Genomic DNA, 21,014 nt, shown 5'->3' on the forward strand with positions numbered 1-21,014 from the left:
TCGACGCGTTCCGGCGCACACCCCCAACCGTTGGGGGGTGAGGTCTGACCCGGATCCGCGAAGTGCGGGTCTGTGCAAGGGCCAGTAATAGGGGAGTTAGGCATGGCTCAGGGCACCGTCAAATGGTTCAACGCGGAGAAGGGGTACGGCTTCATCGCGGTCGACGGTGGTGCGGATGTTTTCGTCCACTACAGCGCGATTCAGATGGACGGCTACCGCACCCTGGAAGAGGGTCAGCGGGTCGATTTTGAGATCTCGCAAGGCCAGAAGGGGCCGCAGGCGGACATGGTCCGACTGGCGACCGGCTGAAGCACGCGCCGACTAACTGCAGCGACGTTCTTCTCCCGAAGGGCTCGCACCTCAGGGTGCGGGCCCTTCGGCATGTCCGAGGGGACTCTGCGGGAGGGCGCTCCGGGCGTTCCCCGAGGTCACTCCCGCCCTTCGGACCCCGTCCGACCCGTACGGCCGGCAGCTTGTCGACGCCTGCCGACGCCTGTCCGTACCTGCTCCCACCTGCGGATCATCAGGAGTCGCTTGCACTCGCATGGGTCGAGTGCTAATCATTGGCGTTAGCACTCTGAAGGTGAGAGTGACAACGAGGACCGGGTCGGTGAGGCCCGCAGGCCAGGTGGGGCAAGGAACCACGAGGCAGGCAGGCCGTCCGTCGCGGGCGCCAGCGCGGTCCGGAGCAATCCACCCCAGTCCGGGAGGACCACTTCACATGGCCAAGATCATCGCGTTCGACGAGGAGGCACGGCGCGGTCTCGAGCGCGGGATGAACCAGCTCGCCGACGCCGTCAAGGTAACCCTCGGCCCCAAGGGCCGTAACGTCGTCCTCGAGAAGAAGTGGGGCGCCCCCACGATCACCAACGATGGTGTTTCCATCGCCAAGGAGATCGAGCTCGAGGACCCGTACGAGAAGATCGGCGCAGAGCTGGTCAAGGAAGTCGCCAAGAAGACGGACGACGTCGCCGGTGACGGTACGACCACCGCGACCGTCCTCGCCCAGGCGCTCGTCCGTGAAGGCCTTCGCAACGTCGCCGCCGGCGCCAACCCGATGGCTCTCAAGCGGGGTATCGAGAAGGCCGTCGAGGCCGTCTCCGGTGCCCTGCTGGAGCAGGCGAAGGATGTCGAGACCAAGGAGCAGATCGCTTCGACGGCCTCCATCTCCGCCGCCGACACCCAGATCGGCGAGCTCATCGCCGAGGCGATGGACAAGGTCGGCAAGGAAGGCGTCATCACCGTCGAGGAGTCCCAGACCTTCGGTCTGGAGCTGGAGCTCACCGAGGGTATGCGCTTCGACAAGGGCTACATCTCGGCGTACTTCGCCACCGACATGGAGCGTATGGAGGCCGTCCTCGACGACCCGTACATCCTGATCGCGAACTCCAAGATCGCGAACGTCAAGGACCTGCTCCCGCTCCTCGAGAAGGTCATGCAGGGCGGCAAGCCGCTGCTGATCATCGCCGAGGACGTCGAGGGCGAGGCCCTGTCGACCCTGGTCGTCAACAAGATCCGTGGCACCTTCAAGTCCGTCGCCGTCAAGGCTCCGGGCTTCGGTGACCGCCGCAAGGCCATGCTGGCCGACATCGCGATCCTCACGGGTGGTGAGGTCATCTCCGAGGAGGTCGGCCTCAAGCTCGAGAACGCGACCGTCGACCTGCTCGGCCGCGCTCGCAAGGTCGTCATCACCAAGGACGAGACGACGATCGTCGACGGTTCGGGTTCGGCGGACCAGGTCGCCGGTCGCGTCAACCAGATCCGTGCCGAGATCGAGAACAGCGACTCGGACTACGACCGCGAGAAGCTCCAGGAGCGTCTGGCGAAGCTGGCCGGCGGCGTGGCCGTCATCAAGGCCGGTGCCGCCACCGAGGTCGAGCTCAAGGAGCGCAAGCACCGCATCGAGGACGCCGTTCGCAACGCGAAGGCGGCCGTCGAGGAGGGCATCGTCGCCGGTGGTGGCGTGGCCCTGCTCCAGGCCTCCTCGGTCTTCGAGAAGCTTGAGCTGACGGGTGACGAGGCGACCGGCGCGAACGCCGTGAAGCTCGCCCTGGAGGCCCCGCTCAAGCAGATCGCCGTCAACGGTGGTCTTGAGGGTGGCGTCATCGTCGAGAAGGTCCGCAACCTGCCCGTCGGTCACGGCCTCAACGCCGCGACCGGTGAGTACGTGGACATGATCGCCGAAGGCATCATCGACCCGGCGAAGGTCACGCGCTCTGCTCTGCAGAACGCCGCGTCCATCGCCGCGCTGTTCCTCACCACCGAGGCCGTCATCGCCGACAAGCCGGAGAAGGCCGGCGCCGGCGCCGGCGCCGGTGGCGGTATGCCGGGCGGTGACATGGACTTCTGAGCCCCCGGCCGATCCGGCCAAGGCTCAACAGTTCATCGCAGTACGTGAACGAGGGCGGCACTCCATTCCAGGGGTGCCGCCCTCGGGCGTTTTCGTCGGCAGCTGGCCGCTCGAAATTAAGAAGTTGAAAGTGCGACATGTTTCGTTTGTCCTCTTGACCCCTTGTCGATCATGGAAATATCCTGCGGATCGCCTTTATGGCCAGTGACAGGGGGAAGCATGAGTATTTCCAAGAAGGTGGCGGCTGTGGGCGTCGCCGCCGCGCTGATGTCGGTCGCCGGTATCACTCAAGCCGGTGCGACCGAGTACAAGGGGACCACCTGTGCGGGTCTCGTCCCGTGCATCTCGATGTACTTCAATTCCACCCAGCAGGGCTCGCACACCGATTTCGGTGGATACGGAAAGATCAACTTCGAGGGTTACAACTTCGCCTCGGCGTCCAATGGGCAGGGCCAGCCCATCAAGAACAACGCCGCGTCGGCCTACTTCAGGGCGAAGACCTCTGACGAGAGCGCGATCATCTACTTCTACAGCAACCAGGCCGGTCCCTGTGACTGGCTCTGGGCGCAGGGCAACAAGTTCTCCATCGCGAATCGCCTGAACAAGACGTACAACGAGAACGCTTCGCTCAGGCTGGTCGACAGCAGCCCGGGTGTGGATGAGTGCTATCAGTTCTGATTCGGTCTGAAGGTCGGCGGGTGCCGGACGCGAGCGTGACGCGTTCGGCACTTCCTTTTTTTGTGCGGGAGGGGATCGATGTCCGGGCGTCGTGGAATGCCGACGCGTGTCGGCGCGCTGGCCTGCGTCCTGCTGGTCGGAGCGGTGGGCTGTGGTGGGGGAGGGAGCAGAGGCGAATCCCCGGTTCAGCCGCGACCGGCGCCCACCAGTACCGCCGGTGGTGAGGCGATCGAGGCCTCGCCCCTGGAGGGTCAGATGGAGCTTCCCATCGGCGCGTACGCGTTCAGCCGCGAGGAGCTTCGGGTGATCTCCTCGGCGGAGAGCAGGCTCACGGGCGCCTGTATGCGGAAGTACGGACTTGGGTATCGCGCCGGAACCGCTGAGAGGGCTACCGAGTACCAGCCCGGAACCAATCGGCGTTACGGCGTGCTGAACCCCGCCGTCGCGTCGCGGTACGGCTATCACTTCCCCGAGCCGGTGTCCGCTCCGAAGCCGGAGACGCTCACCGAGAAGGAGCTCCTGGCGCTCAACGGCAGCCCTTCCGGAGCCGCCGAGGTGAAGGGGAAACAGGTCCCGGAGGGGGGCTGCATAGGGCAGTCCAAGGCGAGGATCCGGGGAAAGTACACCTATGCGAAGGGTGCCGAGGTGGCCGGTTCCATCGCCACCGACAGCTTCACCGAGTCCATGAGGTCGCCGGAGGTGGTGAAGGCGACCGGGGCCTGGGCCCGGTGCATGAAGGAGAAGGGGTTCTCCTACGCAAGCCCGATGCAGGCGATCGGGGCGGAGGAATTCTCCGGACAGGACGTCACGAAGCGGGAGATCTCCGTCGCGAAGGCGGACGTCGACTGCAAACTCTCCACGGACCTGGTGAAGATCTGGAGCGCCCAGGAGTCCGAGATCCAGAAGTCCTTGATGAAGAAGAGCCGGAAGGATCTCGACCGCCTGGCCTCGTCCCACCGGAAGGTCCTCAAGGAGGCGCGCTCGGTGACCGGATGACCGCCGAGCCCGTCGGTGAGCGCGGGGGCGGGTGTGACAGGTACGGGCGGGGGCGTGGGCGCGGGTCTTGGCGCCGTTGGGGGTGCCGGGCGTGTCCGGGGTCACAGGGGTGTGCGGTGACCAAGCGGAATGCGCGGGCCCGATTGAGTGGTTGCCTCTGGGGGCGGGTTGATGCATATGCACATACCAACCGGGATCCGCCCTGATCACTCGATTCACTCGATGTCGTACCGACCTCTCCGAGGAGCACCTACGTGACTGCCACCGCCTCCGCGTCCCGCGCGGCCCAGATCCTCTCCCGGCCCGTCTCCCTGAACGGCCTGACCGTTCCGAACCGGATCGTGATGGCGCCGATGACCCGGGAGTTCTCGCCGGGAGGCGTGCCCGGGGACGACGTGGTGTCGTACTACGCGCGCCGGGCGGCGGCCGGGGTCGGCCTGATCGTCACCGAGGGCACGTACGTGGGACACGACTCGGCCGGGCAGAGCGACAACATCCCGCGCTTCCACGGCGCGGAGCAGCTGGCGGGCTGGGCGAAGGTCGCCGACGCCGTGCACGCGGCGGGCGGGAAGATCGTGCCGCAGCTGTGGCACATCGGGAGTGTGCGCAGGGCGGGCCAGCCGCCGTTCGCGGACGCCCCCTCGGTCAGCCCCTCCGGCATCCACACGGCGGGCGCCGAGGTCACCGGCAGGGCCATGACCCAGCAGGACCTGGACGACGTCATCCAGGCCTTCGCCGAGGCCGCCGCGGCCGCCGAGCGCATCGGCTTCGACGGCGTCGAGCTGCACGGCGCGCACGGGTACCTGCTCGACCAGTTCCTGTGGGCCGGCACGAACCGCCGCACCGACGCGTACGGCGGCGACCTGGTGGCCCGGACGCAGTTCCCCGTGGAGGTCGTGGCCGCGGTGCGTGCCGCCGTCTCACCGTCGTTCCCGGTCATCTTCCGCTTCTCGCAGTGGAAGCAGCAGGCCTACGACGCGCGCCTCGCCGAGACGCCGGAGGAGCTGGAGGCCCTGCTGACCCCGCTCGTCGCGGCCGGCGTGGACGCCTTCCACGCCTCCACCCGCCGCTACTGGCGCCCCGAGTTCGACGGCTCGGACATGAACCTGGCCGGCTGGACGAAGAAGCTCACGGGCAAGCCCGTCATCACCGTCGGCTCGGTCGGCCTCGACGGCGACTTCCTCAAGGGCTTCCAGGGCGAGGGCGCCCCGGTCAAGGGCATCGACGACCTGCTGGACCGCCTGGAGAGCGACGAGTACGACATGGTGGCCGTCGGCCGCGCGCTGCTCCAGGACCCGCAGTGGGCGGCGAAGGTGCTCGACGGGCGGTTCGGCGAGCTGGGGGCGTACGACGCGGCGGCGCTGAGCTCGCTGAGCTGAGCGTCCACCGAGGTGGCGGTGTGAGCGGGGTCTCCGCCGTCACCGCTGTTGCCCGGCGGTGACATTCCGGACGTATTCGTAGCGTGGCGGAGTACAACGGGCAGGGGTGGTCGCAGGTCAAATCAGGTGTTGCGGGAAAGCCGGGTGGTTCACAGCAGACCAGCCGACCAGCAGACCGGCCGGCCCGCCGCGACAGACATCCTGAACGACCGACACGGGGGAAGACCATGAACGTTCGTACCCGCAGCACCCGACTTGCTCTCGCCGCCCTGACGGCTCTGGCCGGTGTCGCCGTGGCCGCTGTTCCGGCGGCCGCCGGTACCGCCGCCTCCGACTCGCCCCGGTTCCTGAAGGCGAGCGAGCTGCCGCCGCACCCGACCTCTCCCTGGACCGCCGGACCGGTCACCGCCGGCCAGCCCGACCCGCTGCCGATGTGCTTCGGCGAGGTGCTGCCGTCCATCACCAGCCACCGCTCGTTCGGCACCGAGTACGACACCAGCGCCCTGCAGGCCACCGTGGTGGAGCGGGACGAGCAGCGGGCCAAGGACTTCGCGGCCCTGCTGCGCAAGAGCCTCACGGACTGCGCGCAGAAGCTGATGGAGCAGGACCCCGACATCACCGCGACGCAGAAGTACTACGGCAAGCTGAACGTCGAGGAGGGCGCCCACGTCTACGGCATCCACACCGCGTCCTCGTGGGGGTCCTCCGACATCGGCCTGTTCTCGGTCGGCCGGGACGGCCGGACCGTGACGGTCGTGCAGTGGGGCCAGATGGGCAACTTCCAGCACGCCCAGGTCGCCGACTTCAAGAAGACGACGGTCACGGCCGTCAACAAGCTGTACTGACCGACTCCGCAGGTCCGAAGGGTGTGTTCCCCGGCTGATGCCGGGGGCACACCCTTCGGTGCGTCCCCGTCACAGGCGTGCTCGCTCATGCCGGTCGACCATCGCCGCACGGGCCGCCGCGGCGTGCGCGTGGACGGCCGCGGACGACAGGGGGACGGACGGCGGGCGTGGCGCGGGCCCGCCCGAGCAAGGGCCGCAGACGCCGCCCGGCAGGGCTTCCGGACGCCCTGGTGTGCCGCACTTCGCACACTCCAGTACGCGGAGGGGTGGGCGCGGGGCCCGCGCCGGTCCCGGGGCCGGTCCCAGCGCCGGTTCCGGGCCCGGAGCCGGACCGGGCGCCGGTTCGGGTTCCGGTGGGAGCTTCGCGGTCAGGCGGTTGCGGACGAGGGCGGCCGGGCTGTGGACCGGAGTGGGGAGGCCTGCCGTCAGGGCCCGGAGTACGTGTTCGTCACTCGCACCCCTCGCGAACCACTCCGTGACGAGCGGGGCGAGTTCGGCGCACGCCCCGGCGGAGAGCGACAGGGCCGGGGCCGTGCGGCCGAGGGCCGCGAGCAGGATGTACGCGCGGGAGCGGGTGGGGCCGGTCGGGCCGGCCGGCCAGGTGGGGTGGCTGGGGCCGGGGCCGGGGCTGAGCTGTCTGTCGGGAGGCTCCGGCGCCTCCTTCGGTACGTCGCCCCGTGTGAACGCCGCCCACCAGTCGTCGTCCCGTGCCGTTCGCGAGAACCACGTTCGGGTGATCCAGCGCGAGCTTCCCGAGTCGGCCAGGTGTTCGCGTCCCCGACGCAGGTGGCCCGCCCGTTGGAGGTTGTTGAGGGCCGTGCGGAGGGCGCACTGGCCGTACGGGAGCGTCTTGGCCAGCATCTTCACGGAGATGTCGGCGCCGTTCGAGAGGCGGTCGATGTACGCGGCGACGGCGGCCTCGCGGGCTGGAAGGTGCGCGAAGTCGTGTGCGGAGCGGGGGTGTTGGTCCGGCGCGCCGCGTTTTCCGTAACCCGGGTTGGCCATCGGGTGGGTGTGCGGATGCGGGGTCGCGTGCGCGGGCGGGCAGGCAGGACTAGGCTTGGCGTCAGCCATGGGATCGAGTCTCGTTCGGTCTCGTAGGTCAAACCCCCGCAGGTGTTCCAGCACCTAGCGGGGGTTGTTCGTTATTCGGGCACGCTAGACCCTCGTGACTGTCCGTGGCAAGCCGGTCGCTTCAAGTCAACTTCCAGGGAGGGTGGGTGGGTTGAGGCCCACCACCCAATCCTGACAAACAGGGCTCGGAGCTTGGTCCTTGAGCTTCGGGACGGCTGCGGGCTAGTCCTGCTTGAGGTGTGCCACGAACGCCGACCAGGCCTGGGCCCGGAACGCGAGCTTCGGGCCGTCGGCGTTCTTGGAGTCGCGTACGGGGATGTGGGTGGGGTGGCCGGGGGCCACTTCTAGGCAGTCGCCGCCACTGGCACCGCTGTACGTCGACTTGCGCCAGCGGGCGACTTCCAGGCAGTTACCCCCGCTGCCGTCGCTGTAGGCCGACTTGTGCCAGGTAGCGGTGCTCAGGTCGTACTCAGGGGTGCTGTTCTCCATGTTCGTAATCCTGCGCCACCGACTCGATCAGGGCCAGGGATTCTTGAGGCGCGAGGGCGTTGGCGCCGAGCAGGTTGTAGGTCAGCTCGTAGTCGCCAACTGTGGCGGGATCGTCCTCCAGACGGCCTGTTCCCAGACCCTGCAGGTAAGCCAGCGGGGGTGCATCGGCGCACGTCATCAGCTTGAGAGGGCCTTCCATTGCCATGTGGCCTCCCGCGCTGAACGGCAGTACCTGCACGATGACCCGGTGCTTGCGCGCGAGCGTGGCGATGTGTCTCAAGGCTTCGGCCATGACCGTCGCGGCGCCGACCATCCGGCGAAGCACCGCCTCGTCGAGGATCGCCCACAACAAGGGCGTTGTTGGATCGTCGAGGAGGTGTGCTCGCTCCAGTCGAGCCGATACCAGTTGGTCAATGACGTCCTCTGTGGCAGTGGGGCGGCCTGCACGAAACATCGCCCGCGCGTATCTCTCCGTCTGCAACAAACCAGGGATCAGGGACGGTGCGTACTCCCTGATGGCCCTGGCAACCGCCTCCGCCTCCGCCGCCTCTGCGAAGTGGTCCGGGTACTTGGACCGGTTCACCGCCTTGCAGTTGCGCTCGAAGAAGCCGTTCGTGCCGAGGATTTCGTCGAGCTTCGACGCCATGTCCGGCTGGACGCGGCGCGTGCCCGCCTCCAACTGGCCGATGAACGAACCGCTGACGAAGAGGGACTGGCCCAACTCGTCCTGGCTGAGGCCGGTCGCCTCGCGGGAGTGGCGGAGTTCGGCGCCCAGCAGGGCGCGAGGTGAGGAGGACGGGTCGAGGTTCTTCGGGCCTGGCATGCGCAACTCCCTGTCACACAGGCGGGACTGTTGGGGCGCGGTCTCTGGCCAGGCTAGAGGCCGAATGGCCACTCTGTGTGGCGAACGCAAACACGCAGAGTGGAGGCATGTCGGTGGTGGAGATGACGTCGGGTGAGCGGGTGCGGTCGACCGAGGACGCGGTGAGGTGTTTGAGAGCGGCCCTCGCGGGAGCCGGTGTCGTCCTGCCGTCGCTCGGCGTCGATCCGGTGACCGCGGCGACCGGGGAGCCTTTCGCCCTGGTCGAGTTGGGGCGCTGCAACGTACGCACGGCCGAACGCCTGGCCACTGCGCTGCGCGAGGCGGGCGGGGAGGCGTGAGCGCGCGGTACGTGATCGACGTACGGGACGGTCGCCTCGGCCAGGTCATGGGGCACGAGGGAGGTTACGTACAGCTGCGGCCCGTGGGCGGCGGGCGGGAGTGGGACTGCCCACCGGACGCGGTGGGCGAGGCCCCTTTGGGCGAGGTGCTGCGGGCACGGGTGCGCCGGATCAACGAGGAGGGGCGGCTGCCGTGACGTGGGGTGTGACGCGAGGGCCGGGCGGGACCGGGTGGCCCCCACTCGTCAGAGATTCCCCATCGGCTCGATGTCGATCTTCACCGGGGTGCCCCAGATCCGCAGGACCTCGTAGTCCGTGAACTCGTGGACCAGGCGGTAGGCCATGCTCGGGCGGGGGCCCCGGCGCTGGGCGGCGAGATACAGCTCCGCCTCCTGCTTGTCGCGGCGTGGGGTGCCGCAGAGCTGCCAGGCCTGGCCGGTCCACATCTCCGGGAGCCAGCGCTGCTGGGGCTCGGGGCGGTCGCCGCGGACGCCGTAACGGGACTTCGTGCGCTCCCCGCTCTCGTCCGGGGCGGACGGCCTGCCCTGCGGGTAGGAGTCGTGGAACGAGTCGTTCATCTTCGAGCGGCGCGCGAGGCGGCGGCGGGTCTCGCAGAGCAGGCAGAGGTCGGGGGCGTCCTCGTCGACCGGCCCCGTGGGGTGCTCGGAGCATCGCGTGGTGGGCGCCGCCGTCGTGACGGTCTCCTCCAGGAGGTCCAGGGCCCGCTTCAGGTCGGCCTTCACCTCATGCAGCTTCGCGTCCGCCGTCTCGCCCGACAGCGCGTCCCCGTGCTCCCCGAGCACGCGCAGGGCGCGCCCCAGAGCGGTCAATTGCGCGTGATTCACGACGCTCCTACCCCTTCCTCTCGACACCCCCACCCTCCCACGCGCCACTGACAGCCGGTTCCGCCCGCAACCGCCCACACATCCCGGCCACGGCCGCCACGTCCGGGACGGCCCAGTCCGTGAACACGGCGGGTCCGCCCGCGGAACCCGCTGGTCAGTGGGGTTCGGCTGTCAGGGCTGCGCGCAGGTGGCCGCCGCTCTCCCGTAGCAGGCGGGCGGCGGTGGGGCCGTCCACGCCGCCGAGGATCGTGAGGATCGCGTTCTTCACCTCGCCGTCCGTCTCGGCCAGCGCCGCCTCGATCTCCTCGTCCGAGGCGCCGGTGGCCAGCGCGACGATCCGGCGGGAGCGGGCCCGCAGCTTCTCGTTCGAGGCGCGTACGTCGACCATCAGGTTCCCGTACGTCTTGCCCAGGCGGATCATCGTGATCGTCGAGAGCATGTTGAGGACGAGCTTCTGTGCCGTGCCCGCCTTGAGGCGCGTGGACGCCGTGAGCAGTTCGGGGCCCACCACGACCTCGATGCCGTGGTCCGCCGCGGCCCCCAGCGCGCTGTCCGCGTTGCACGACAGGCCGACGGTGAGGGCACCGAGCGCGCGGGCGTGCTCCACCGCTCCGATCGCGTACGGCGTGCGGCCCGAGGCCGAGATGCCGACCACCACGTCGTCCGCCGTGATCCTCAGCGCCGACAGGTCCTCGACGGCCAGCTCCGCGGAGTCCTCCGCGCCCTCGACCGCCGTCCTGATCGCGGCCGGACCACCCGCGACCAGGCCGATGACCTCGGCCGGATCCGTGTTGAACGTCGGCGGGCACTCCGACGCGTCGAGCACACCCATCCGCCCGGCCGTGCCCGCGCCCGCGTAGACCAGCCGGCCGCCCCGCGCCATCCGCGCGGCGATGGCGTCGATCGCCGCCGCGATCCGCGGCAGCTGCGCGGCGACCGCGCCCGGCACGGTCGCGTCCTCGCCGTTCATGAGCTTCGCGATGTCGAGCGTGGACAGCTTGTCGATGTCGGAGTGCTCGGGACGGAACCTCTCCGTGGTCAGCGTCTCCAACTCGGCTTGCAGATCACGGTACTTGGTCACCCCGGACGCCCCGGGGGCCTCAGGGGTGTCAGCGGCGTCGGGGGCGTCGGGGCTGGAGGTCATGTGCGACGGCTCTTTCCGGTACTGGGCGTTCTCGTTCGGGGTGTACTTGTTCAGGGGGCGACTATCGCGAAGCACCCCGGTGTCGATGCCGGTGCGCCAACGCCTCGTACGACGCGGACAGCGCGGGCGCCGCTGTCTCGTAGGTCCGCTGCGCGACCCCGACGAACAGGCAGTCGACGACCAGCAGTTGACTCGTGCGTGAGGACATCGCCGCCGGCCGCAGCTCGCTCTCCCGGGCCGTGGAGGTGGTCAGGACATGGTCCGCGTACTGGGTGACGGGCCCGTCCGGACGTCCCGTGATCGCGATCGTCGTGGCCCCGCGCTCGAACGCCACCCGCAACGGCTCTATGACGTCCCCGGTCGACCCGGAGTGCGTGATCGAGACCGCCACGTCCTTGGCGCGCAGCTGCACGGCGTTGGTCACGGCGAGGTGGGGGTCGCTGTGTGCCTGGGCTATGAGCCCGATGCGCAGCAGCTTCTGCGTGAGGTCCTGGGCGACGAGTCCGGACGCCCCGACGCCGTACACGTCGATGCGGCGGGCCACGGCGAGTGCCGCGACCGCCGCGCCGAGCTGGACCGTGTCCAGTGCGGCCGCCGTGTCGGCGAGGGTCTGCTGTTCGTCGTACGCGAGCTTGGCGACCACGTCCGCGATCGGGTCGTCCACCGCGATGTCGGCCGTCACGGTGGGGGCACGGCCCGACTGCTGCTGGGCGGCGAGGCCGGCGAGGGCGAGCCGGAGGTCACGGTAGCCGGGGTAGCCGAGGAGGCGGGCCGTGCGGACCACTGTGGCCTCGCTGGTGCCGGTCAGCTCCGCGAGGCCGGTGACCGTGAGGGCCGCGCAGCCTGCGGGGTCGGCGGCCACGGCCTCGGCGACCCGCTGCATGGAGCGGGTCATCGACGGGGCGAGGGTGCGGACCTTGGCTGCGAGGGCTGCGGGGGCCGGAGGGGCCTCACCGGCGAAAATTTCCTTCACTTGGTGGGTCACATGTGAAAGATATTTTCACTTCGGGGGAGGGTCAAGGGGGTGAGGTGAGCGGTGGTGGTTCGGCTGCGGGTGGGTGGGGGCTGGTCGCGCAGTTCCCCGCGCCCCTTAAAGGATTGCGCCGTTCCCCGCGCCCCTAAAAGACTGCGCAGTTCCCCGCGCCCCTAAAAAGTGGCTGCCGCCGCCCCGGTCACAACGTGGCCCCGGAAGGCGCTGTGCGGGTGGCGCACAATGGACGTATGGATTCTCCGGGCTCTTCTCATCCCTTCAGCCCCTTGGAGCGGGCGTTGCACGCGGCGCGGGCGCTCGTGCTTGCCGATCTTGTCGCGGGTGAGGTCGCGGAGGCCGATGTCGTGTCGATGGTCGAGGAGTCCGTCGTACAGCGGCGTTGGTGGGTGGAGCAGTGGCCCGAGGGGGTCGACTACGTGGCGGGGCTGATCGCCCAGGACGTACAGGACGCGCTGCTGGAGAAGTACGGACGCTGGCCGCTGTGCCCCGTCTGCGGTGCCGGTGATCCCCATGCCCTGGAGGTGGAGCCCGAGTTGGGGCCCGACCCGCACTGGGTCTGCCACAAGGCGGGTGTGCGGGTCTCCGCGGTGGGCGCGCTCCGGACGGCCACGGGTGGTTCCGGCGGGACGACCTCGTCGTGACCGTCTACATAGACCCGCCGGACTGGCCGGGGCACGGCCGCATGTGGTCCCACCTCGTCAGCGACGTCTCGTACGAGGAACTCCATCTGTTCGCCGAGCGGGTGGGCGTGCCGGGCAGGGCCTTCGAGCGCGACCACTACGACATCCCCTCGCACCGGTACGCGGAGGTCGTGCGGGCCGGCGCGGTGGAGGTGCGCAGCCGCGAGATCGTACGCCTGCTCGTCGCGTCCGGGCTGCGCAGGCCCAAGGGGCGTACGCAGAGCGGGAGTTCGTAGGGCCTCCGGCGGCCCGGTCGGCTCGGGGCCGGGGCTCAGGCGCGGCGCAGCTCGTATGCGTACTGGCCGCCGCCCCTCCCTTTCTCTCCGTCCGCTTCGATCTCCCCGACCCTGGTGAAGCCCGCGCGGGAGACCACGCCCTGGGATGCGGAGTTGGCGCGGTCCACCGTCGCGAACAGGTACGTGAGGTCCTCGCGGGCCAGGGCCCACGCGGACAGGGCGCGCAGGGCCTCGGTGGCGTAGCCGTTGCCGCGGGCCGACTCCGTCAGGTCGTAGCCGACCTCGGCGCGGCCCTCCTCGTCCGGGGCGCCGTGGAAACCCATCCCGCCGAGCGCACGGCCGTCCTCGCGCCGGACGAGGACGAACATCCCCCACTCCGGACGGTGCACCCCGGCCTCGTACGCCTTGACCACCATCCCCGCGGCGTCCCGCGTGCCCTCGAAGGGGCCGTCCTTGATCCACAGGAAGCCTCCGGTGCCGCCCGCGCGCAGGTCGGCGGCGGCCGCCGGGGTCACGCCCTGGAGGGTGAGGCGGTCGGCCGGTACGACGAGATTGGTGCTCCAGTGCCAGGTGGTGAGGGGTGCGCGGCCGGGCAGGTCGCCCCGGCCCGTGGCCCACAGCAGGGTCCGCCAGTGGTCGGGGCCGGGCTCCGGCCGGACGTGCGGGAAGATCCGGGTCAGTACGTCGGCGCAGAGCGCGGCGGGCGGCTCGTAGGGGATGCCGAGCCCTTCGGCCACGTCGTGCGCGTGCACCAGCACCTCGGTGACGCCCATCGCGGCGAAGCCCTCGCGGTCGGCGTCACCGAAGGGGAACGGGTGGAAGGCCCGCACCTCGCGCGGGGTGGTGCGCACGGCGGCCGCGAGGAGGGCCCCGGCGGTCTCGACGACCTGGAGGACGTCCTCGGCGGACTCGCACTCGTCGAAGGTGATGCCGAACGGCGCCGACCGGTCGGCGGACCGGCCCGCCAACCGGCCCGCGTACCCGAGGAGGCCCGACGCGATGTGCTCCAGCGTCCCGCGGCAGCTCCGTTCGCGGCGCCCCGCCCTGACGCTCCAGTCTTGGCCGGTCCCGCTCCGCAGGGCGGCCACCGCGCTCGCGACGGCCTCTTCCACCTGGTCCCCACCCATGGCTCGCATGCCGGTGAGGATAAGTGATCAGTTCGCGGACGGTGAGTGGTCCACCGCTTCGCCGGGGACCAGGGCGTGGGCTCCGGTGACCACCCGCGACGCCGCCGTACGCCGGTGCAGGCGCAGCGAGACCGCGGTCACCACGCCCGCCACGACGGTCAGGCCCGCGCCGGCCCAGGCCGGGGACGCGAAGCCGAGCCCCGCGTCGATGACGGCTCCGCCGATCCACGGGCCGCCCGTGTTGCCGAGGTTGAAGGCGGCCGTGGTGGTGGCGCCGGCCAGGGTGGGGGCGGCGGCCGCGACGTTGAACATCCGGGCGTTCAGGGCCGGGGCCGTGTAGAAGGCGGAGACCCCGAGCAGGAAGGCCAGGGCGGCGGCGACGGCGGCGTACTGGCCGAGCAGCGCGAGCGCGACGAGCAGGACCGACGAGGCCGCGATGCCCGAGAGCAGCACCCCGAAGAGGTGCGCGTCCGCGATCCGGCCGCCGATCGCCGTCCCGATGAGGGCGCCGATCCCGAACAGCGCGAGCACAGCCGGCACCCAGCCCTCGTCGAGCCCGGCCACGTCCGTCAGCAGCGGGGCGAGGTAGCTGAACGCGCAGAAGACGCCGCCCGCGGCGAACGCGATCAGCGCGATGGAGAGCCAGACCTGCCGGTCGCGGTAGATCCGCAGCTCGTTCCCGAGGCGGGGCTTCTCGTCGGGGAGCGGGATACGGGGGATGAGGGTGGCCACCCCGACGAGCGCGACAGCGGAGGCACCGCCGACCGCCCAGAACGCGGAGCGCCAGCCGAGGCTCTCGCCGAGGAAGGCGCCCGCCGGGACGCCGAGGACGTTCGCGATCGACAGACCGCCGATCATCACGGCGAGCGCCCGGGCGCGGGAGCTCACCGGCACCATGGCCACGGCCACGGCCGCGCCGACCGCCCAGAAGCCGGCGCAGGCCAGCGCGCTGATCACCCGGGAGGCGAAGAGCACGGCGTAGTTCGGGGCGAGCGCGCCCGCGAACTGGCCGAGGCCGAAGACGGCGATGAGCGCGATGAGGGTCGTACGGCGGGGCAGCCGGAGTGTCGCCACGGCCAACAGGGGCGCGCCGACGACCATGCCGACCGCGAAGGCCGATATCAGCAGGCCGGCCCGCGGAATGGACACGCCCATGTCGTCCGCGACCGCCGGCAGCAGTCCGGAGAGCATGAACTCGCTGGTGCCCAGTGCGAAGACGGAGAGCCCCAGGACGTAGACGGCCAGGGGCATGCGCGTACGGGTACGGTGGGAGGGGCGGGCATCGGTGCTGGTGCTCTTGCGCGTGGGGACGGGCATATCAGGTGCCAACCTCGACGGCGGGCAGACCATTCCATCGGCTGGGGTTCAGGCCGTCAACCGGTCCAGCTCGGCCGTCAGGTTGTGGCGGGCCGGGCCCTCCCATTCCCTTGTGCCGTACGGGGTGTGGAAGAGGCGGGGGAGGTCCAGGAGCTGCCGGAGGATCGAGGCGCGGCCCTCGCGGAAGGCGTCCGGCGGCACGAAGGCGTACTCCTCGCGGACCGCGGCCGTGTAGGCGGTGTAGGCGTCGGCGGACGAGGCGAGGACCGCCAGGTCGGCGTCGCACAGGACCTGGCCGTTCGGGTCGTCGTCGGCCGGGGCGTGCGTGACCGTCAGCCGGACCAGGCGGGCGACCTCGGTGGTGGCGGTGGCGGACAGGCCGGCCTCGGGGAGCGCGCGCTCGGCGAGACGGGCCGAGCGTTCCTCGTTCTCGGAGCGGTCGGGGAGGTAGACCGCGTCGTGGAACCACGCGGCCAGCCGGACCAGGTCCGGGTCGTCCGCGGCCTTCTCCAGCACGTCGACGTGGTCCAGCACCGCCGTGAGGTGATCGAGGGTGTGATAGCGCCGCTGGGGCTCGGACCAGCGGGCGAGGAGGTTGTCCGCGTAGGGCGCGGGGTCGGGGGTCGCCGTCCCACGGCTCCTGTCGAGCGCGTGGGACCAACGAGTGCGGAGGGCGTCGGGGTCGGCCATGGACCCCATTGTCCGCCCGCCGCCACCTTGTATCTGTCCCGGCCGCCACCTGGCATCGGCCAGGCCGCCACCTGGCAACCGTCCCCGTCGCCTCCTGCCCTCCGTCTCGGCCGCCTCAGGTTCCTCCGTCCCGGCTGGTTACCGGTCGTGCGTCCCGGCTGGTTACCGGTCGTCCGTCCCGGCTGGTTGCCGGTCGTGCGCGCCGGCTGGTCACCGGTCGTGCCCGGCGGTCGCCGCGACGAAGGACGACCAGGCGGCCGCACCGAATACCAGCACGCCTCGGGAGGGGGCCTTGCTGTCGCGGACGGGGACGATGCCGGGGAGGTCGTCGCGGACCTCGACGCAGTCGTCGCTGCTGCCGCTGCTGTAGCTGGACTTACGCCACGACAGGGCCGCACCGGCTATGTCGGCGGCAGCGTTGACGCAGTCATCACCGCTGCCGCCACTGCAGCTGCTCTTACGCCAGGTTGCGGTCGTGAGATCGGGCGCGGGGCTCATGCTCGTACTCCTCGGCCGCCTGCTCGATCAGGTCGAGGGACGCGTCAGGCGACAAGGCCGCGGCCCCGAGCAGATCGTAGGTGAGCGAGCATCGGGTCACCACGGTCGGATCGTCCAACAGACGGCCGGTTTCGGCACCTTGGGCGTACACGAGAGGCGGGGCGTCGTCGAAGGCCATGAGTTTGAAGACGCCCGCCATTCCTGCGTGCGCGCCCTCCGAGAGGGGCAGCACCTGGGCGATGATCCGGTTGCTGCGGATCATGGCGGCGATGTGGCGCAACTGCTCGGCCATGATCTCCGGGCCACCCACCGGGCGCCGCAGAATGATCTCGTCCACGATCGCCCAGTAGCGCGGCGTCGCCGGGTCGTCGAAGATGCCTGCCCGGACCAGCCGGGCCGCCACCCGCTCCTCCACGATGTCCGGCGACAGGGCCCGGTCGTACGCCCGGATCACTGCCCGCATGTACGCCTCGGTCTGGAGCAGACCCGGAGCGGTGAGCGGCGCCCAGTCCTTGACCGACTGCGCCAGCCCCTCGAACTCGACGACGTCCGCGAAGTGATGTTCGTAGGGCGATCTCATCGCGGCTGCGAGGTTCCGCACGAAGAACCCGTCCGTCTTCAGGATCTCGTCGGCCATCTGCGCGTACTCCGGCTGCATCCGGCGGATACCGGCCTCCAGTTGCCCGACGAACGAGCCGCTGACGAACATACGGGTGCCCAGCTCCTCCTGGGAGAGACCGGCCTCCTCGCGCTGGTGGCGGAGCTCGGCGCCGTACAGCGCGCGGGGGGACTGGGACGGATCGAGTCGCTTCGACTGAGACATGGGGGCAACTCCCTTTCGCGCGGCTGACGTTGTCGGACGGCGCCAGGTCGAGAGTAGTTGCACACAGTGACGTTGCGCGTGCGAATGGTGATATCCGTGGATCTCCGTCGACGGGCGCGTAGGCTGACTATTGGACTAGACCTGTAGCCGCCCGAGGGAAGAGGTCCTATGAGCAAGCGTGCAGTCCTGGAGGTGATCGCGCTCGACCCCGAGGACGCGGTCGCCGCCGAGGCCGGAGGCGCGGACCGGCTGGAACTGGTCGCCGACATGGCCGCCGACGGGCTCACCCCGCCCGTCGCGGCCTTCGCCGGGATCCGGGACGCCGTCGGTATCTCGCTGCGCGTGATGCTGCGGCTCGCCGACGGGTTCGAGGCCGGGGACGTGCGGGGGCTCGTACGGGCGGCGCGGGAGCTGCGGGCGGCCGGGGCGGACGAGTTCGTGCTCGGGTTCCTGGACGAGGCCGGAGAGCCCGATCTGCCCGCGCTGGAGTCGGTGCTCGCCGAACTGGACGGCTGCCGTTGGACGTTCCACCGGGCGATCGACCGCGCGGCCGACCGTGACGCCCTGCGCAAGCGGCTCTCCGACCTGCCCGGTCTGGACACGTATCTCACGGCGGGGTCGGCGGCCGGGGTGGACGAGGGTCTGCCGACGCTTCTCGCGGAGGCGGCGAGGCGGGGTGAGCCGGGTTATGAGCCGCGGCTCCTCGTGGGCGGGGGTCTTCGCCTCGGTCACGTGGCGCGGCTGCGGGCGGTGGGGGTCGACGCGTTCCACATCGGTGGGGCGGCCCGGCCGGGGGGCTGGGCGGCGCCGGTCTCCGCGGAGGCGGTACGGGAGTGGCGAGCGGCGCTGGACGCCGCCGCCTGAACCTTGGCCTCCGGCCCCGGCCCCGCCTTGGCTTCCGGCCCGCCTTGGCCTCCGGCCCGGCTTGGCCTCCGGCCCTGGGTGCCTCGATCACGGCTGCGGGCAGGTGGGGGCTGGGTGCGCAGTTCCCCGCGCCCCTGAGGTGGTGGGGCCGCGGGGCGGGTTGTCGGGCGCGGGCCCGACGTGGCTGGTCGCGCAGTTCCCCGCGCCCCTGAGGTGGGTGGGGGGAAGCGGGGAGTGCCGGGCGCGGGTGACGCGTACGGGCAGGGGCGCAGCCCCGCCCGCCAGGGGCGCGAGGAACTGCGCGACCAGCCCCCACCGACCCGCGGGTGACTACCGGTCGGGCAGGGGCGCAGCCCGGCCCGTCAGGGGCGCGGGGAACTGCGCGATCAGCCCCCACCGGCCGGCGGGTGACTGCCGGTCGGGCAGGGGCGCAGCCCGGCCCGTCAGGGGCGCGGGGAACTGCGCGATCAGCCCCCACCGGCCCGCGGGCGACTGCCGGTCGGGCAGGGGGCGCAGCCCCGCTCGTCAGGGGCGCGGGGAACTGCGCGAGCGGCTCCCGCCGGTCCGCGGACGGCGGCGCACGCCGGTGGACGGGCGGCGGGAAGCCGGCGGGGCTACGGCGTGGCCAACTGCGTCGGCAAGGCCGCCGCGTGCGTCACGATCAGACCCGACACCGCTCGGGTCAGCGTGACGTACAGCCGACGCAACCCCGTCCGCTCGTCCGGCTCCGCGTCCACGACGGCCCGGGGCTCGTCCAGCACCACGTAGTCGTACTCCAGGCCCTTGGCGAGAGAGGCCGGGACAAGCGTGAGCCGGGCGGCGGCCGTCGTCTCCTCGCCGGGCGCGAGGTGCGGCAGGCCCGCCTCCGCCAACGCCTCCGCCAGCAACGGCACCCGCACGTCGGCCGCGATCAGCCCCACCGAACCCTCGTGGCGCAACAACTCCTCGCAGGCCGCGACCACTTCGCTGTCCGCGCCGATCCCGCGGACCTCGAAGAAGCCCGGATTCTCCCGCACCGACGCCACCGGCGTCAGGCCCGGCGCGATGTGGGGCAGCAGCCGGGACGCGTACGTGATGACGTCCGTCGGCACGCGGAAGCCCGCCGTCAGTTCCTCGACGACCGCCTCCGCCTTGCCCAGATGGGCCAGCGCCTCGTCCCAGCTCCGCGTCGCCCAGGGCGTCGTGCCCTGCGCCAGGTCACCGAGCACGGTCGCCGAACCGGTCGTGCAGCGCCGGCCCACCGCCCGGTACTGCATGGGGGACAGGTCCTGCGCCTCGTCGAGCACCACATGCCCGAGCGAGTGCGTGCGCCGGACCAGGTCCGTGGCCTCGTCCACCAGCACGGCGTCGGCGGCCGACCACCTGACCGACCTGAGCGACCGAGCGGGCTTCGCCCACAGGATCGTCTTCTGCTCGTCCGCCGTCAGGACACCCTCCGCGTGCAGCGACAGGAAGTCCGCGTCGGAGAGCAGCCGGAACACGAGTTTCGGCGGATCCACCGGCGGCCAGAGCGCCTTCACCGCCGCCTTCACCGCGGGGTTGCGGGCGACGGCGTCCTGCACGCGGTCGTCCGGCGCCTCGCCCGACCGCTCCATCTGCACCAGCACCGCGTGCGCGATGCGCTGCGGCAAAGCCTCGCGGGCGGCCCCGTACCGGATGTCCCGGTCCAGCAACTCCTGCACGATGTCCGTGAGTTCGTACGCCGGTACCCGCCAGCGCCGCGAGCCCCGGACTACCACGACGGGCTCGGTGGGCAGGGTCACGTGCGCGCGGACGGCCCGGCGCAGCACCTCGGCCATCCGGGCGTCGCCCTTGACGACCGCGGTCGTCGCGTCGTCCGCGCCCCGCACCTCCACGTGCGCGACCAGGTCGTCGACCGTGGCCTGCTTGACCTCCAGCTCGCCCAGCGCGGGCAGCACCTGCTCGATGTAGTGAAGGAAGGACGCGTTCGGTCCGATGACGAGGGTGCCGGTGCGGGCGAGCCGCTCACGGTGGGCGTAGAGGAGGTACGCGACCCGGTGCAGGCCGACGGCCGTCTTCCCGGTGCCCGGACCGCCCTGCACGCAGACCGTGCCGCCCAGACCGGACCGTACGATCTCGTCCTGCTCCGGCTGGATCGTCGCCACGATGTCGCGCATCGGGCCCACGCGCGGGCGCTCGATCTCCTGCTGGAGCAGCTTGCTGGTGGCCGCGGCCTCGGCGGGGTCGGAGAGGTGCTCGTCCTCGTACGCGGTGAGGTCGCCGCCCGTGTAACCGAAGCGGCGGCGCAGCGCGATGTCCATCGGGGACTTCTTGGAGGCCCGGTAGAAGGGCTGGGACACCGGGGCCCGCCAGTCGATCACCATGGGGTCGCCCCCGGCGTCGTGGACGTGCCGGCGGCCGATGTAGAAGCGTTCCCCCTGCGCGCCCTCCGCCCGGTCGGCGCCGGGGGCGTGCAGGTAGTCGAGGCGGCCGAAGAAGAGCGGGGTGTGGGAGAGGTCGGCGAGGGCCTTGATGCGCTCACCGATCTGGCGGCTCAGGACCTCCGCGTTGACCCAGTTCGCGGTGACGTCCCGGATGTCGAGGGACTGCACGTCCTCCCGCATCGAACGCAGCGCGGCGCGGGAGTGCGAGAGGTGGGCCCGCTCGCGGGAGAGAGGGTCGTCTGACGGAACGGCGCCGGGCACGGCGGAGTCGGGCGGGGTGGACACGGGCGTTGCCTCCGAGGCCTGCGAGAACTGCCGGGGCGTGGTGAGCCCCGCAGAGTGGCGGTGGGCCGACCGGTTTCCGTCCGGACGGCGGCGCTCCACGACGGGAGGCGGGCAAGAGCGGAGATCCTAGGCGAGCC

The 21,014-nt window shown here is 71.0% G+C and carries 23 protein-coding genes; 11 read left to right on the forward strand and 12 right to left on the reverse strand.

All coding sequences use genetic code 11. The annotated features are described in order from the left end of the window. Positions 1-102: 102 nt before the first annotated feature. The 6 genes from KUF83_RS09010 (at position 103) to KUF83_RS09035 (ending at position 6,248) form a co-directional block, all read left to right on the forward strand. Positions 103-309 (forward strand): cold-shock protein, encoded by a 207-nt coding sequence (locus KUF83_RS09010; RefSeq protein ID WP_007493268.1) that lies wholly within the window; start codon positions 103-105, stop codon positions 307-309. Positions 310-721: 412 nt separating this feature from the next. Further along, on the forward strand, positions 722-2,350 hold the full coding sequence (groL, locus tag KUF83_RS09015) for a chaperonin GroEL (protein WP_217454058.1): 1,629 nt from the start codon (positions 722-724) through the stop codon (positions 2,348-2,350). A 219-nt stretch (positions 2,351-2,569) separates the two neighbouring features. Continuing rightward, complete coding sequence (locus KUF83_RS09020) at positions 2,570-3,028, forward strand: hypothetical protein (RefSeq protein WP_217454059.1); 459 nt, start codon at positions 2,570-2,572, stop codon at positions 3,026-3,028. A 255-nt stretch (positions 3,029-3,283) separates the two neighbouring features. Next, a complete protein-coding gene (locus KUF83_RS09025) occupies positions 3,284-4,024 on the forward strand; it encodes a hypothetical protein (RefSeq protein ID WP_217454060.1) in 741 nt (246 codons plus the stop codon). A gap of 254 nt (positions 4,025-4,278) precedes the next feature. Then, a complete protein-coding gene (locus KUF83_RS09030) occupies positions 4,279-5,403 on the forward strand; it encodes an NADH:flavin oxidoreductase (protein WP_217454061.1) in 1,125 nt (374 codons plus the stop codon). A 227-nt stretch (positions 5,404-5,630) separates the two neighbouring features. Further along, the gene (locus tag KUF83_RS09035; protein WP_217454062.1) at positions 5,631-6,248 is read left to right on the forward strand and encodes a hypothetical protein; all 618 of its coding nucleotides are present in this window, start codon (positions 5,631-5,633) and stop codon (positions 6,246-6,248) included. A 69-nt stretch (positions 6,249-6,317) separates the two neighbouring features. Here the strand turns inward: KUF83_RS09035 and KUF83_RS09040 are convergent, their stop codons facing one another. The 3 genes from KUF83_RS09040 to KUF83_RS09050 form a co-directional block, all read right to left on the reverse strand. Next, complete coding sequence (locus KUF83_RS09040) at positions 6,318-7,253, reverse strand: hypothetical protein (RefSeq protein WP_217454063.1); 936 nt, start codon at positions 7,251-7,253, stop codon at positions 6,318-6,320. A gap of 291 nt (positions 7,254-7,544) precedes the next feature. Next, positions 7,545-7,811, reverse strand: a complete 267-nt coding sequence (locus tag KUF83_RS09045) for a DUF397 domain-containing protein (protein ID WP_217454064.1) — start codon at positions 7,809-7,811, stop codon at positions 7,545-7,547. Further along, entirely contained in the window at positions 7,792-8,634 is an 843-nt protein-coding gene (locus tag KUF83_RS09050; RefSeq protein ID WP_217454065.1) for a helix-turn-helix transcriptional regulator, read from the reverse strand. The genes KUF83_RS09045 and KUF83_RS09050 overlap by 20 nt, the downstream gene beginning before the upstream one ends. A 107-nt stretch (positions 8,635-8,741) precedes the next feature. Between KUF83_RS09050 and KUF83_RS09055 the strand changes: the two genes are divergently transcribed. Next, on the forward strand, positions 8,742-8,972 hold the full coding sequence (locus KUF83_RS09055; protein ID WP_217454066.1) for a hypothetical protein: 231 nt from the start codon (positions 8,742-8,744) through the stop codon (positions 8,970-8,972). Next, positions 8,969-9,169: a hypothetical protein gene (locus KUF83_RS09060; RefSeq protein WP_217454134.1), complete on the forward strand. Its 201-nt coding sequence runs from the start codon at positions 8,969-8,971 to the stop codon at positions 9,167-9,169. Before KUF83_RS09055 ends, KUF83_RS09060 begins: the two co-directional genes overlap by 4 nt. A 48-nt stretch (positions 9,170-9,217) precedes the next feature. On the opposite strand, the gene KUF83_RS09065 is transcribed toward KUF83_RS09060, so the two are convergent. From KUF83_RS09065 to KUF83_RS09075, 3 genes are all read right to left on the reverse strand, one after another. Further along, on the reverse strand, positions 9,218-9,817 hold the full coding sequence (locus tag KUF83_RS09065; protein WP_217454067.1) for a hypothetical protein: 600 nt from the start codon (positions 9,815-9,817) through the stop codon (positions 9,218-9,220). Positions 9,818-9,971: 154 nt separating this feature from the next. After that, entirely contained in the window at positions 9,972-10,961 is a 990-nt protein-coding gene (gene murQ / locus KUF83_RS09070; protein WP_217454068.1) for an N-acetylmuramic acid 6-phosphate etherase, read from the reverse strand. Between the two features lie 61 nt (positions 10,962-11,022). Then, entirely contained in the window at positions 11,023-11,946 is a 924-nt protein-coding gene (locus KUF83_RS09075; RefSeq protein ID WP_217454069.1) for a MurR/RpiR family transcriptional regulator, read from the reverse strand. A gap of 236 nt (positions 11,947-12,182) precedes the next feature. Here KUF83_RS09075 and KUF83_RS09080 point away from each other — a divergent pair, with 236 nt between their 5' ends. Then, positions 12,183-12,593 carry a hypothetical protein gene (locus KUF83_RS09080; RefSeq protein WP_217454070.1) on the forward strand — a complete coding sequence of 137 codons (411 nt, stop codon included), beginning with the start codon at positions 12,183-12,185 and terminating at the stop codon, positions 12,591-12,593. After that, on the forward strand, positions 12,590-12,868 hold the full coding sequence (locus tag KUF83_RS09085) for a DUF4031 domain-containing protein (protein WP_217454071.1): 279 nt from the start codon (positions 12,590-12,592) through the stop codon (positions 12,866-12,868). Before KUF83_RS09080 ends, KUF83_RS09085 begins: the two co-directional genes overlap by 4 nt. Before the next feature lie 35 nt (positions 12,869-12,903). Here the strand turns inward: KUF83_RS09085 and KUF83_RS09090 are convergent, their stop codons facing one another. The 5 genes from KUF83_RS09090 to KUF83_RS09110 all read right to left on the reverse strand — a co-directional run bounded on the left by KUF83_RS09090 (position 12,904) and on the right by KUF83_RS09110 (position 17,323). Then, the gene (locus KUF83_RS09090; protein ID WP_217454072.1) at positions 12,904-14,004 is read right to left on the reverse strand and encodes a GNAT family N-acetyltransferase; all 1,101 of its coding nucleotides are present in this window, start codon (positions 14,002-14,004) and stop codon (positions 12,904-12,906) included. Between the two features lie 18 nt (positions 14,005-14,022). Then, positions 14,023-15,246, reverse strand: a complete 1,224-nt coding sequence (locus tag KUF83_RS09095) for a Cmx/CmrA family chloramphenicol efflux MFS transporter (protein WP_217454128.1) — start codon at positions 15,244-15,246, stop codon at positions 14,023-14,025. A gap of 114 nt (positions 15,247-15,360) precedes the next feature. Then, positions 15,361-16,002, reverse strand: a complete 642-nt coding sequence (locus KUF83_RS09100; protein WP_217454073.1) for a hypothetical protein — start codon at positions 16,000-16,002, stop codon at positions 15,361-15,363. Positions 16,003-16,212: 210 nt separating this feature from the next. Then, positions 16,213-16,500 carry a DUF397 domain-containing protein gene (locus KUF83_RS09105; RefSeq protein ID WP_217454074.1) on the reverse strand — a complete coding sequence of 96 codons (288 nt, stop codon included), beginning with the start codon at positions 16,498-16,500 and terminating at the stop codon, positions 16,213-16,215. Beyond that, positions 16,460-17,323, reverse strand: coding sequence for a helix-turn-helix transcriptional regulator (locus KUF83_RS09110; protein WP_217454075.1), 864 nt, complete (start codon positions 17,321-17,323; stop codon positions 16,460-16,462). Before KUF83_RS09110 ends, KUF83_RS09105 begins: the two co-directional genes overlap by 41 nt. Positions 17,324-17,491: 168 nt before the next feature. Between KUF83_RS09110 and KUF83_RS09115 the strand changes: the two genes are divergently transcribed. Then, a complete protein-coding gene (locus tag KUF83_RS09115) occupies positions 17,492-18,187 on the forward strand; it encodes a copper homeostasis protein CutC (RefSeq protein WP_217454076.1) in 696 nt (231 codons plus the stop codon). A gap of 614 nt (positions 18,188-18,801) precedes the next feature. Here KUF83_RS09115 and KUF83_RS09120 read toward each other — a convergent pair. After that, a complete protein-coding gene (locus KUF83_RS09120) occupies positions 18,802-20,877 on the reverse strand; it encodes a UvrD-helicase domain-containing protein (RefSeq protein ID WP_217454077.1) in 2,076 nt (691 codons plus the stop codon). Positions 20,878-21,014 lie beyond the last annotated feature (137 nt).

The organism is Streptomyces sp. BV286, assembly GCF_019090165.1.
GTDB lineage: Bacteria > Actinomycetota > Actinomycetes > Streptomycetales > Streptomycetaceae > Streptomyces.

Excerpts from the sequence above, each read along its gene's own strand:
- KUF83_RS09010 (WP_007493268.1), top strand. The coding sequence starts at position 103 with ATGGCTCAGGGCACCGTCAAATGGTTCAACGCGGAGAAGGGGTACGGC.
- groL (WP_217454058.1), top strand. The coding sequence starts at position 722 with ATGGCCAAGATCATCGCGTTCGACGAGGAGGCACGGCGCGGTCTCGAG.
- KUF83_RS09020 (WP_217454059.1), top strand. The coding sequence starts at position 2,570 with ATGAGTATTTCCAAGAAGGTGGCGGCTGTGGGCGTCGCCGCCGCGCTG.
- KUF83_RS09025 (WP_217454060.1), top strand. The coding sequence starts at position 3,284 with ATGGAGCTTCCCATCGGCGCGTACGCGTTCAGCCGCGAGGAGCTTCGG.
- KUF83_RS09035 (WP_217454062.1), top strand. The coding sequence starts at position 5,631 with ATGAACGTTCGTACCCGCAGCACCCGACTTGCTCTCGCCGCCCTGACG.
- KUF83_RS09040 (WP_217454063.1), bottom strand. The coding sequence starts at position 7,253 with ATGGCCAACCCGGGTTACGGAAAACGCGGCGCGCCGGACCAACACCCC.
- KUF83_RS09045 (WP_217454064.1), bottom strand. The coding sequence starts at position 7,811 with ATGGAGAACAGCACCCCTGAGTACGACCTGAGCACCGCTACCTGGCAC.
- KUF83_RS09050 (WP_217454065.1), bottom strand. The coding sequence starts at position 8,634 with ATGCCAGGCCCGAAGAACCTCGACCCGTCCTCCTCACCTCGCGCCCTG.
- KUF83_RS09055 (WP_217454066.1), top strand. The coding sequence starts at position 8,742 with ATGTCGGTGGTGGAGATGACGTCGGGTGAGCGGGTGCGGTCGACCGAG.
- murQ (WP_217454068.1), bottom strand. The coding sequence starts at position 10,961 with ATGACCTCCAGCCCCGACGCCCCCGACGCCGCTGACACCCCTGAGGCC.
- KUF83_RS09080 (WP_217454070.1), top strand. The coding sequence starts at position 12,183 with ATGGATTCTCCGGGCTCTTCTCATCCCTTCAGCCCCTTGGAGCGGGCG.
- KUF83_RS09090 (WP_217454072.1), bottom strand. The coding sequence starts at position 14,004 with ATGCGAGCCATGGGTGGGGACCAGGTGGAAGAGGCCGTCGCGAGCGCG.
- KUF83_RS09095 (WP_217454128.1), bottom strand. The coding sequence starts at position 15,246 with ATGCCCCTGGCCGTCTACGTCCTGGGGCTCTCCGTCTTCGCACTGGGC.
- KUF83_RS09100 (WP_217454073.1), bottom strand. The coding sequence starts at position 16,002 with ATGGCCGACCCCGACGCCCTCCGCACTCGTTGGTCCCACGCGCTCGAC.
- KUF83_RS09105 (WP_217454074.1), bottom strand. The coding sequence starts at position 16,500 with ATGAGCCCCGCGCCCGATCTCACGACCGCAACCTGGCGTAAGAGCAGC.
- KUF83_RS09110 (WP_217454075.1), bottom strand. The coding sequence starts at position 17,323 with ATGTCTCAGTCGAAGCGACTCGATCCGTCCCAGTCCCCCCGCGCGCTG.
- KUF83_RS09115 (WP_217454076.1), top strand. The coding sequence starts at position 17,492 with ATGAGCAAGCGTGCAGTCCTGGAGGTGATCGCGCTCGACCCCGAGGAC.